10 protein-coding genes are annotated in these 10,750 nt (G+C 49.4%); 9 read left to right on the top strand and 1 reads right to left on the bottom strand.

Annotation, left to right across the window (positions count from 1 at the left end; genetic code table 11):
• Window positions 1-23 precede the first annotated feature (23 nt).
• The 4 genes from E3U44_RS16900 (at window position 24) to E3U44_RS16885 (ending at window position 4,301) form a co-directional block, all read left to right on the top strand.
• Window positions 24-293, top strand: coding sequence for a hypothetical protein (locus E3U44_RS16900; protein WP_134359256.1), 270 nt, complete (start codon window positions 24-26; stop codon window positions 291-293).
• A 626-nt stretch (window positions 294-919) separates the two neighbouring features.
• Window positions 920-1,402, top strand: coding sequence for a hypothetical protein (locus E3U44_RS16895; RefSeq protein ID WP_240761633.1), 483 nt, complete (start codon window positions 920-922; stop codon window positions 1,400-1,402).
• A gap of 335 nt (window positions 1,403-1,737) precedes the next feature.
• On the top strand, window positions 1,738-1,983 hold the full coding sequence (locus E3U44_RS16890) for a hypothetical protein (RefSeq protein ID WP_166805117.1): 246 nt from the start codon (window positions 1,738-1,740) through the stop codon (window positions 1,981-1,983).
• Window positions 1,984-2,012: 29 nt separating this feature from the next.
• Complete coding sequence (locus E3U44_RS16885) at window positions 2,013-4,301, top strand: Tex family protein (RefSeq protein WP_134359253.1); 2,289 nt, start codon at window positions 2,013-2,015, stop codon at window positions 4,299-4,301.
• A 173-nt stretch (window positions 4,302-4,474) separates the two neighbouring features.
• Here E3U44_RS16885 and E3U44_RS16880 read toward each other — a convergent pair whose 3' ends face one another.
• A complete protein-coding gene (locus E3U44_RS16880; RefSeq protein ID WP_134359252.1) occupies window positions 4,475-4,747 on the bottom strand; it encodes a DUF2024 family protein in 273 nt (90 codons plus the stop codon).
• Between the two features lie 314 nt (window positions 4,748-5,061).
• Here E3U44_RS16880 and E3U44_RS16875 point away from each other — a divergent pair, with 314 nt between their 5' ends.
• The 5 genes from E3U44_RS16875 (at window position 5,062) to E3U44_RS16855 (ending at window position 10,749) form a co-directional block, all read left to right on the top strand.
• Window positions 5,062-6,888: an assimilatory sulfite reductase (NADPH) flavoprotein subunit gene (locus E3U44_RS16875; RefSeq protein WP_134359251.1), complete on the top strand. Its 1,827-nt coding sequence runs from the start codon at window positions 5,062-5,064 to the stop codon at window positions 6,886-6,888.
• 13 nt (window positions 6,889-6,901) lie between these two features.
• Window positions 6,902-8,641, top strand: a complete 1,740-nt coding sequence (gene cysI, locus E3U44_RS16870) for an assimilatory sulfite reductase (NADPH) hemoprotein subunit (RefSeq protein WP_134359899.1) — start codon at window positions 6,902-6,904, stop codon at window positions 8,639-8,641.
• An 86-nt stretch (window positions 8,642-8,727) separates the two neighbouring features.
• Window positions 8,728-9,366, top strand: coding sequence for a peroxiredoxin (locus E3U44_RS16865; protein WP_134359250.1), 639 nt, complete (start codon window positions 8,728-8,730; stop codon window positions 9,364-9,366).
• Between the two features lie 299 nt (window positions 9,367-9,665).
• A complete protein-coding gene (locus E3U44_RS16860) occupies window positions 9,666-10,187 on the top strand; it encodes a hypothetical protein (protein ID WP_206054831.1) in 522 nt (173 codons plus the stop codon).
• A 19-nt stretch (window positions 10,188-10,206) separates the two neighbouring features.
• Window positions 10,207-10,749: a cytochrome b gene (locus E3U44_RS16855; protein ID WP_134359249.1), complete on the top strand. Its 543-nt coding sequence runs from the start codon at window positions 10,207-10,209 to the stop codon at window positions 10,747-10,749.
• Window position 10,750 lies beyond the last annotated feature (1 nt).

Below are 10,750 nucleotides of genomic sequence, written 5' to 3'. Positions count from 1 at the left end.
TAGCAAGAGAGTAAAGAGATTTTATGAATCAGGAACATAGACTTATTCATTTCCGATGGGTCTTGGCTTTAGCGAAATCAGGTTTGGTTTTGGTGATGATCTTAGGGGCTGCTGGCTGCCGTTCCCAGTTGCCGCAGGTCACCTACAGCGACCCTTATCAGCGGGCTATCAGGATCATGGCAGTAGGATTAAATTCTACGACGGTGGAGACATTGATGAAGTTCCCTCACTATCAGGACTTGGCGGTTTCCCAGGCCAAGTCAGTGAGTTCTACTGCCCTTCTACCGGAGTAGTCCGTCGGGCAGGGGCGTCGTTGATACCGTTGCTAACGGCGACGAATGGGTAATACCGCTGCCACGCTGCTGCTTCCAGACGAGTTAACCTTATCAGAGGTGAGGGCGGGGGCTGAAAGGACCGTTGCCGCTGGGGGTTTGGTGGATTGGAAAAATGCCCGTTTACGATGACACATGTAGGCCCAAAGACCCGGTAGTTATTTATTACCTTAATAAAGATGCCACGAGGAGAATCAATTATTTATGCATAAAAAATACATCTTTTTCTCACGTTAATTTTTCAGTTAATATCGAGGTCGGAGAGGCTTTTTAGGGCGCGCAGTAGTTGAGGGATAGCTGAATAGTCGTCTGTCGCTCACTTAATGTTGCTCCCGTAGGGCGCCGTGCTGTGATTTAGTTTTACGCAGGGCGGTAATCGGGTTGGTGATTCTCCTCTGCTAACCATCTCGCTTTTGTTGCGCCCATTGATAACGAGAGGACGGCAGCAATTAGCTTAAGACTATGGCGGCGGGCCGGTAGATCAGTGGTTTTATTCTCCGGTCCCCTATTGGCCTGGTCTAGTGAGGAACTGGCTAACTATGAAGTTTGCTAACACACATCCTATTAATAATAATAACAAAAATAATATGAATAGGAACAATATAAAAGTGATCATTGGGGGGCCTCTGGGCATTCTTGCCTGGAGTGCTTCCGCAGGGACGATGTTAATTGTTTTTATCTGGGGGTTGGAAAAATCTGTTTTTGCCGTGGTCGCTGTCAAGACCGTTTCGTGGGGAATGTGGGGAGTGGGTGTAATACGCCAATCATCCTACTTCAAATCCCTAAAAAATCCCCATAATGTATTGAACCATGGAAAAAAATCTTTGTCCTCCCTTTCTTGGGGATTCACCTTTTATTTGTGCTCCATCGGCGATCAGGGACGGCTGAATTATAATCTTCTCCCGGTGAGTTTGAGGCTTTACCGTGAGTATTATGTTCCCTCTCAATACCAACCTTCCCCGTTTGCCCATGGCTATTTTCGGGTATCGGAAAGGTTGATGAGGGATTCCCTAGGAAGGGAACAATCCCCCGAATTTGTTTTGATGCCTCAGTCCCTTAGGGGAGGATAATTGGAGCAAGAAGGTTCGTCCGAATATCTTTCTCCTATCCTCATTTTTGCATTGCCCTGGTGGTTGGGAAAGCGCTCAGGTATCAGGGTAAGCAAAAAAAGATTGATAAGCCCTTATTAAGCCCTTATATAGAGTGATGATTTCATAACTTATTGATTTAATGATATCGAAGAAGTAGAAATTCGATGCTGGTTTGACAAAATAGGGATAGACGCCTAGCCTGAGCGCTCTTTTGCTTCTTGATCCTGCCGCAGGAACTGTACACCCTTTTCATTCCCCTAGAGTGACTGATTGATATTGATAATGACTATTCTAAACTAAGAGGAGTAATGACGGTGAAATGTAGGTTAAGCGCGGTAGTGGTCGTCTTTTCGATTTTATTGCTGCCAGGCTGTAGCGAGAAAAGGGAAGAAGGGCAGGAGCAGCTTTCACGAGAAGCAAAATTGCAACATTCTCTGGATCGGATCAATAAAATTTTGGAAAGCAGCAAAGCCCATTCTTTTCAAGATACCAAGAGGCTGAAAGAAATTAAGGCTGGCCTTGAGGAAGAACTAGGCTTGCGGCAGCCCGACAATGAGTAGTAACCGTTCCGGATTTTAGAAAAAACCCCATGAAGCTTGCAAACATGATTGCCCAGGAACTGGGAATTCGACCTGAGCAGGTGGATGCTGCCATAGGTCTATTAGATGAGGGGGCCACCGTTCCCTTTGTTGCCCGCTACCGCAAGGAAGCCACCGGCGGGATGGATGATACCCAGCTACGTTACCTGGAAAACCGTTTAATTTACCTGCGAGAGCTTGAAGAGCGCCGAGAGGCTATCGTGCGCTCCATTGAGAAGCAGGGTAAATTAACAGAAGAATTAGCACAACAGCTCCAGGCAGTGACGACCAAAACTGAGCTGGAAGATCTGTATTTACCCTATAAGCCAAAGCGTCGTACTAAAGCACAAATAGCGCGTGAAGCCGGGCTTGAGCCGCTGGCATTGCAATTGTTAGAAAATCCAGAGTTCAATCCAGAAGAACTTGCCGCCAATTATTTGAACCCGGAGAAGGGTATTGAAGAGGTACAAGCAGCGCTAGAAGGCGCGCGGCGGATTCTAATGGAGCGCTTTGCTGAGGATGCTCTCTTGCTAGGCCAGCTCAGGGAATATCTTTGGCAGCAGGGTAAATTGAGCGCCAAAGTGCAGAAAGAAAAGGCAGAGCAGGGCAGCAAGTTTGCAGATTACTTCGATTACCAGGAGGCCATTCATAAGATTCCTTCCCACCGTGCCTTAGCCCTTTTCCGAGGCCGGAACGAAGGGGTGCTTAGCTTGACATTAGATATTTCCACCGAAGAGGAGGAACAGTCTCATCCCTGTGAGGCCATGGTGGCTAAGCATTTTGGGATTGAGGAGCAAGGGCGACCTGGGGATACTTGGTTACTGCAAACGGTACGCTGGGCCTGGAAGATTAAGCTTTATCCCCATTTAGAGGCAGAGCTTAAGTCACGCCTGCGAGAACAGGCGGAGGATACAGCGATTGGTGTCTTTTCGCGGAATTTACGCAACCTGCTGCTTGCTGCCCCTGCGGGTCCCCGTCCGGTCATGGGGTTGGATCCTGGCTTTCGTACCGGTGTTAAGATCGCTGTCATTGACCAGACCGGGAAGCTACTGGAAACCGCCACAATTTATCCCCACCCGCCCCAGAAGCAATGGGAGGCCTCCATGGGTATCCTTTCCGAGCTGGTGAAAAAGCATCAGGTGGAACTGATCAGTATCGGTAATGGCACGGCGTCTCGGGAAACGGAACAGCTAGTGACGGAGCTGCTAAAAAGAGACCCGGAGCTCAAGCTGCAAAAACTGATAGTCAGTGAAGCGGGAGCCTCCGTATATTCCGCCTCTGAATTCGGGGCCCAGGAGTTGCCGGAAGTGGATGTCTCCTTGCGGGGCGCTGTATCCATTGCCCGCCGTCTGCAAGATCCTCTGGCGGAGCTGGTCAAGATCGATTCTAAATCGATTGGTGTCGGCCAATATCAGCATGATGTCAATCAGATCCAGTTGGGGCGGGCGTTGGCGAATATGGTAGAAGATTGTGTCAACGCCGTGGGCGTTGATCTCAACACCGCCTCTTCGGCACTCTTGTCCTATGTATCCGGCTTTACGCCCACTTTGGCCCGCAACATGGTGGAATACCGTAACACCCACGGTTCTTTTACCTCCCGCGAGAGTCTCAAACAGGTGCCTCGTTTTGGCCCTAAGACATTTGAGCAGGCAGCTGGTTTTTTGCGTATCATGGGGGGGGATAATCCCCTGGACGCCTCGGCAGTCCATCCTGAAGCTTACCCGGTAGTGGAAAAAATCATGGATGCCACGGGGCATGACATACACCATTTGATTGGTCAGACGGATTTTTTGAACTCACTGGATCCGGCTCAGTTTACCAATGAGCAGTTTGGCCTACCTACGATTCAAGATATCCTCAAGGAGCTTGATAAGCCAGGACGGGACCCCCGTCCCGAATTTAAAATGGCCACATTTAAGGAAGATGTGAAAACTTTGGAGGATCTCAGACCCGGGATGGTGTTAGAAGGGGTCGTGACCAACGTAACCGCCTTTGGCGCCTTTGTCGATATAGGGGTGCACCAGGATGGGTTGGTGCATATCTCTGCATTGGCGGACCGTTTTGTGAAGGATCCCCATGAGATTGTTTCAGCAGGGGATATCGTCAAAGTAAAAGTCCTGGAAATTGATAATGCCCGCAAGCGTATTGGTCTAACCATGCGGCTCCGGGAAACAGCAGGGAAGCAGCAGCAGGCTGCCGCCGGGCAAGCACGGAAGCCTGAGCGCAGCAAAGCTAAACCCTCTCCCCAGCCCCAAGGCGCAATGGCAGAGGCTTTTTTGCGAGCGCAAAAGAGCAACTAGCATGATGATGTTTCACAAAAGCACCAAGCTTCTTGAAGAGATAAGCGTTTTTCTATCAACTCTGTTTGATCCATGCTTGGTGCTTTTGTGATGGAGTCCTTATTTCAGGTGGGGTGCGCGTTGCGCGGATATAAAATAAGATTAGCGCTGTTTTAAGAAAAAGAGCGAATTCATTATCTGGCAGGCGCAGGACAGCCTTCCATCTGATAAATGAAATATCCGTGCTGTTCAATATGTTGTTGTACTGCAGGATTGGCGGCTTCGCTATGACAATAAACGCAAGACTCCTGCTGGACATCTTTCACTTGGATGCCAATGCTTTCAAGCCATTCTTTCGCATATTGTTTGGCCAATTTCTCTTCCTTGCCTGTGGGAAGAAAGACATCAAAATGAAGTCGTTTTCCTTCCGTTGTGGTGACATAGGTATCAAACACATCGATTTGCATAGACTCTTGCTCCCTTTGATTAAAAAATAATCTTAATACAGGTTAATTAATAGACTCAAGCAGCTAGTGATGAGGGCGCACTACAATACGCGCTTAACCCCAATCCCAAAACTATTTTTTATTAACTCCCTCATCAAGTGAGTAAACCATCGTGCTACTTTTGATATAATAAAAATTAATAATAAATAATTTTTTATTTTTTTACATTATAAGGAGTATTTGTTAATTTTCTTAGTCTATCTAAGACTTAAATTGCCAGATCATCCCGATTCTGGTAAGTAAATAGGATAGCTAAGAAGCTAACATACGTTGCCATGGGAAACGATTTATTTAGCGTTCAAAATAGCCCCCTTACTGCAGAGCAGGCAGAGACTTTAAACCGCCTAATTCCAGCCCTGACCACTGAGCAACTGACTTGGCTTGGTGGTTATCTCGCCGGCTTTAATGCAGCCAGGCAGGGCGTGGAGAGTGGGGCGCAACCTGTGGCGCAGCCGATAGCAGATGCTAGCCCTGCTAAGGCTGTTACGGTATTGTTTGGCTCCCAAACTGGGAATGCTGAAAAACTTGCTGAAATGCTGTGCGAGCGACTGTCAGCAATGGGTTTTACCCCTACGTTACAAAACATGGGGAGTTATAAGGCTCGGCAGCTGAAACGTGAAGACTACCTTTTTGTGATTGTGAGCACCCATGGCGAGGGTGACCCACCGGATAATGCCGAAGCATTCCATGAGTTTTTGCATGGCAAAAAGGCGCCTAAATTGGACAGCCTTCGGTTTTCAGTATTGGCCCTTGGCGATAGCAGCTATGAGCATTTTTGTAAGACGGGCCAAGACTTTGATACTCGCCTAGAAGCTTTAGGAGGACAGCGCTTCTATCCCCGCGTGGATTGTGACGTGGATTACGATGATGCTGCTGAGGCTTGGATCGACGGCATCCTGAAGTCCCTTGCCGATGAACTGAGCACCCCAGCGGTGGTGACCACGGGTTCGACGGTGGCGGTACCCGCCACCACGTCTAGTTATTCTAGAAAAAATCCTTTTCCTGCGACTTTATTGGAAAACCTTAAGATTACGGGGCGGGGGTCTAGCAAAGACGTTCGGCATGTGGAACTGTCCTTGGAAGAATCCTCCCTCTCTTTTGAGCCTGGAGACTCCCTAGGGATTGTGCCAAGTAATTGCCCAGAATTAGTCACTGAACTTATGGAGGTGGCGGGGCTTGATCCCAAGGCGATTGTTTCCAATGCCAAGCAAGAAACCACCACTTTGGAAGAAGCATTATCCCATAACTATGAAATCACAACTATTACTCGGCCATTTTTAGAGAAATATGCCACCTTTGCTGAGTCCCGGGAGCTTGGCAGGTTGCTGCAAGAGGAGAACCGAGCCCAGCTGCGGGATTTCATTTATGGTCGGGAGATCATCGATGTGGTTCGGAGCTATCCCCTGCGGGGGATCACGGCCGAGCAATTTGTCGGTTTGTTGAGAAAGTTACCGCCTCGGCTTTATTCTATCGCTTCTAGCTATCAGGCCAATCCTGATGAAGTCCACCTGACGGTGGGGGTGGTCCGCTACCAAAGCCATGGGCGCTCCCGCAAGGGAGTGGCGACCACGTTCTTATCGGAACGGGTGCCTGAGGATGGGACCGTGCCTGTTTATGTCGACAGCAATAAAAATTTTCGCCTTCCGGAAGATTCGGATGTGCCTATCATTATGGTAGGGCCGGGGACCGGGGTGGCGCCTTTCCGCGCTTTTTTAGAAGAACGGGAAGTGGCTGCAGCTTCTGGTAGGAATTGGCTATTTTTTGGGGATAGGCATTTTCACACCGATTTTCTTTATCAGCGGGAGTGGCTCGATTACCGCAAGAATGGCTTATTAACTCGAATTGATGTGGCTTTTTCCCGGGATGAAGAGAAAAAAACTTACGTTCAGCACCGGATGCTTGAGAATAGCCGAGAGTTCTATGCCTGGTTAGAAGAAGGAGCCTATTTTTATGTCTGCGGTGACGCGGAGTATATGGCGCCCGATGTGCATGAGGCATTGCTTTCTATTGTAGAGAAGGAAGGCCGGGTCTCCAGGGAAAAAGCAGTGGAGTATGTCAGGGATCTGCAGCAAAGCAGGCGCTACCAACGAGACGTATATTGACGAGGTCGAGACAGTGACTCACGATTTGCAGCAAAAAAGCAAACTTAGTGCCGAGGAAAAGCTCAAGGAAGGGAGCGAGTATCTGCGTGGAACAATTAAGGAAAGCCTGGCTGATCCAGTGACAGGCGCCGTTACAGCAGATGATGCCAAATTACTTAAATTCCACGGCACCTATCAGCAGGATGACCGGGATCTGCGTACCGAGCGGATGCGCCAGAAATTGGAACCCGCTTATTCTTTCATGGTTCGGGTGCGGATGCCAGGAGGAGTCTGCACGCCGACGCAATGGCTGCAATTGGATGAATTGGCGCGTCAGTATGCCAATAATTCCTTGCGTATTACCACCCGGCAAACGTTTCAATTTCATGGTGTGGTTAAGCGTCATCTTAAAGCCACCATTGCAGGGATTAATCAGGCGTTATTGAATACCATTGCTGCTTGCGGCGATGTCAATCGTAATGTGGTCTGCCACAATAACCCCTATTTTTCCCCTCTCCATAAGACGGTTTATGAATGGACCCAGCGGTTGAGCGACCATTTTTTGCCCCAAACCCGAGCCTATCACGAAATCTGGCTGGATAAGGAAAAAGTTGCCGGTACGCCGCCTGAAGATCAGGAACCGCTTTATGGTAAGACTTACCTTCCCCGTAAATTCAAAATAGGGGTTGCTGTTCCGCCGAGCAATGATATTGATGTTTTCTCCCAAGATCTCGGTTTTATTGCTATTGGGAAAAACAACCGCCTCGCGGGCTTCAACGTCTGTGTCGGGGGGGGCATGGGGATGACTCACAGCGAGACGGCCACCTATCCTCGCCTAGGGGACGTGATCGGCTTCTGTACCCCCAGCCAATTACTGGAAGTTGCAGAAAACATCCTTAAAATTCAGCGTGATTTTGGCAATCGTTCCGACCGCAAGCAGGCCCGGCTGAAATACACTATCGATAGTCGCAGTATCGATTGGTTCAAGGCGGAACTTAACCAGCGGCTAGGTTGGTCTTTGCCACCGGCACGTCCGTTCCACTTTGAGAATAATGGCGATCGTTTTGGTTGGGCCCAGGATTCAAAGGGTCGTTGGCATCTTACCCTGTGTCTGTTAAGTGGTCGTATCAAAGATACACCAGATCAGCCTTTGATGACCGGTCTGCGGGAAATTGCTAAGATCCACAAGGGAGATTTTCGCCTTACCACCAACCAAAATTTGACTATCGCCAATATTTCCAAAACCAATAAGCCCCGTATTGAGGCGTTATTGGAAAAATATCGTATCCCCTTGCCTGAGCGGTTTAGTGCCGTGCGGCGTGATGCCATGTCTTGTGTGGCGTTGCCCACTTGCGGCTTGGCTATGGCTGAAAGCGAGCGCATCCTGCCCGGATTTCTCAGCCGCCTAGAGGCGGTCATGGAGAAGTTGGGACTGAGCAATGAATCCATCACGGTCCGTATCACGGGTTGTCCCAATGGTTGTGGTCGTCCCTACGTAGGCGAAATTGCGTTGGTGGGCAAATCATTAGGCCATTACAATCTCTATCTGGGAGCAGGGTTTGCGGGTCACCGCTTGAATAAGCTATACCGGGAATCCTTGACCGAGGAAGAGGTGATTGGGGTGCTCACGCCCATTCTTGAGCATTATGCTCGGGAACGGCAACAAGGCGAACATTTTGGAGATTTTGTGATCCGGATGGGCTATGTTGATGAAGTCAGGGCGGGACGGGAGTTCCACGACGTTCGCCCGGAAAAGGCGGTACAAAGCGCCTAATTGCAAGTCATCCTAGAACGGTAGCGATCTTTAGGCCTGTTCGGTATTATTCGCTATTTATAAAACAACTTAAAGGAGGAAGCGTCATGGCACTACATATCGGCGATGTCGCCCCAGATTTTACCCAGGAATCTACCATTGGCCCGCTCCACTTCCACGAGTGGATTGGTGACAGTTGGGTGGTACTCTATTCCCATCCTGCCGACTACACACCCGTGTGCACCACGGAGCTAGGGCTTACCGCCAAGTTGGCAGATGAGTTCAAAAAGCGCAATGTTAAAGTGGCTGCCCTGAGCGTTGATGATACGGAGTCCCATAAGGGGTGGATCAACGATATCAACGAAACCCAAGGATGTCAGGTGAATTTCCCCATCATCGCTGATGCGGATCGGAAGGTTTCCGAGCTCTATGACATGATTCATCCTGGCGCCAGCGAAACGGTGACGGTGCGCTCGGTCTATTTTATTGATTCCAATAAGAAGATCCGGGCGGTGATTACTTACCCGCCAAGCACCGGCCGGAATTTTGATGAAATCCTGCGGGTCATTGATTCCCTGCAGCTGACCGATGATTATAGTGTGGCGACGCCTGTGAACTGGAAAGATGGTGACGAGTGCGTCATTGTTCCGTCATTAAAAGATCCAGAGGTTCTTAAAGAGAAATTCCCCAAGGGCTACAAAGAAGTCAAGCCCTACCTGCGGATGACTCCGCAACCTAATAAGTAACCAAATAAAGCGATATTTGGAACAAATGCTTATCTTTTGAGTAGGCATTGTCGTCTGTGATAAATAGCTGGGTGGTTGGGGTTCTCCCCGGTCACCTAGCTATCATGGACATTAATTTGCGGCTCACTTTATGGCATCTTGCCACCACTTGCCCCCCTTTTGCCCCCCAGGCCTGCTGCCATCGCAGGAATAATTTTTGGTAAGGTCCCCTATCAAAAAAACGTTAGGTGTTGCATGGCCACATCCTTTTCCAACCTTACCCCCCTTCGTCCTCTCCAGGGCCCGCCTGGGCCAGCTGCTTGGGTGCTGTAGCGATTGTGTTGGGTGTTTTGCTAGCTGCGATTCATGGCAACGAATGGATGAAGCAGGGGGTCATCGTCCAGGCCACGCCTGCCAGCGGAGTTGTCCCCGCCGCAGAGTGTCCCGAGGATGAGCTGGAGGAAGAGAGGCTTTCGCTGGCTGAATGTAAGCAGATGGTGGCCAATGTCCAAAATTTCATTTTGTCCGCACCGGACTGGTTCTTTAGTTTTCAAATGGCGCTGGCTTGTGTCGGTACGATTATTGCTTTCGTATCCATTATCCTCGGTGTGGCACTGGTCCATTATCGTCGCTGGGCACCGACCGCCGCCGTGTTGGTCTTCGCTGCTTTAGCCATTATTGATGTGGTCGATTTTATTGCTGTGGTTAATACCGGGCCCATATTAAGGAGCATGTACCTTTGGGACATTCTGCTCTGGTTCTTCATTCATCTCGTGATGACAGTAGGTGCCATTGTGGGTCGCCAGAGTCAGATTCAGTCGAGTAGACAGTCATATCGATAAAGGAAAGCTGCGAGGTAATATGCAAAGAGAAGGTTACAGTCGGAGGGCCGTTGTCATCCACTGGGTGTTGGCGGTTTCAATTTTCTTTTTGTTCATTTCCAGCTGGTGGATGTTAGCCTTGCCCTTGCCATCTGAGGATTTGGTTTATCGGGCATTCCCCTTCCAATTGCACAAAAATATCGGCATTACGCTGGTGTTATTGCTGGGTGTGTTCCTCTATGTCCGCTTCAAGCACCGCCCCCGGATAGAAATTTCCAAGGAGTATCCCCGTTGGATGCACAGGCTCGCTGTTGTCGATCATGTGATCGTGTATCTTCTGATTTTCGCCGTCTGTATTAGCGGATATCTTTCTTCTTCATTTAGCGGCTGGGGCACAACCTGGTGGTGGACGGTCGGCTTCCCTAACTGGGGTTGGGAGGATGAAGAGCTTAATATCTTTTTCTCGGATATTCATTTCTGGACTTGTTGGGCACTCCTTGCGGTAGTGGCGGTGCACATCAGCGGGGCCCTGTATCACGCCTTCCGCAATGATCGGGTCGTGCGCCGAATGCTTCGCCTGTAGT

This window comes from Nitrosococcus wardiae, assembly GCF_004421105.1.
In the GTDB taxonomy this organism is placed as follows: Bacteria; Pseudomonadota; Gammaproteobacteria; order Nitrosococcales; family Nitrosococcaceae; genus Nitrosococcus; species Nitrosococcus wardiae.
This window is presented reverse-complemented; position numbering and strand designations above follow the sequence as displayed.

Coding starts and splice junctions, on each gene's coding strand:
- E3U44_RS16855 (WP_134359249.1), top strand. CDS start 10,207: ATGCAAAGAGAAGGTTACAGTCGGAGGGCCGTTGTCATCCACTGGGTG.
- E3U44_RS16875 (WP_134359251.1), top strand. CDS start 5,062: ATGGGAAACGATTTATTTAGCGTTCAAAATAGCCCCCTTACTGCAGAG.
- E3U44_RS16895 (WP_240761633.1), top strand. CDS start 920: ATGAATAGGAACAATATAAAAGTGATCATTGGGGGGCCTCTGGGCATT.
- E3U44_RS16865 (WP_134359250.1), top strand. CDS start 8,728: ATGGCACTACATATCGGCGATGTCGCCCCAGATTTTACCCAGGAATCT.
- E3U44_RS16900 (WP_134359256.1), top strand. CDS start 24: ATGAATCAGGAACATAGACTTATTCATTTCCGATGGGTCTTGGCTTTA.
- E3U44_RS16885 (WP_134359253.1), top strand. CDS start 2,013: ATGAAGCTTGCAAACATGATTGCCCAGGAACTGGGAATTCGACCTGAG.
- E3U44_RS16880 (WP_134359252.1), bottom strand. CDS start 4,747: ATGCAAATCGATGTGTTTGATACCTATGTCACCACAACGGAAGGAAAA.